The sequence below is a fragment of the Neisseria sp. P0001.S005 genome (genome assembly GCF_051963715.1).
On record NZ_JBQCTZ010000760.1, the window covers coordinates 1 to 370 of the forward strand.

A 370-nucleotide genomic window follows, 5' to 3' on the forward strand; every position below is an offset into this window, starting at 1 on the left:
TCAGCGTCATCAAAGGCTGATACGTCTGACATAGAAAAGCACTTGCCGCATTTACTTGCTGCAAGTGCTTTTGTTATGATAGGCACGTCAGGCCGTCTGAAAGGCCGTCATCTTCAGGAGTACCTATGTACAAAAAAACCGCTTCCGTATTGATTTTAAGCACGATTCTTCTTGCCGCATGCAGCAAAGAAGAGCCGAAAGCCGCGCTTGATTGCGCCCAACCGGCCACACTGCAAAACATCCGTACCACCATCGAAGACACCCTCAAACAACAAGCGCGCTCCTTTGCCCGCAATGACAACCGCCAATTCGTCGATGCCGACAAAATCATCGCCGCCGGCCTCGAATTAGAAACCCTGCTTGAAGACCC

General features: G+C 50.8%; 1 pseudogene. It reads left to right on the plus strand.

The features are described from left to right. Window positions 1–125: 125 nt before the first annotated feature. A pseudogene (locus ACTHSP_RS22735) lies at window positions 126–370 on the plus strand (lysozyme inhibitor LprI family protein); the annotation flags it as partial.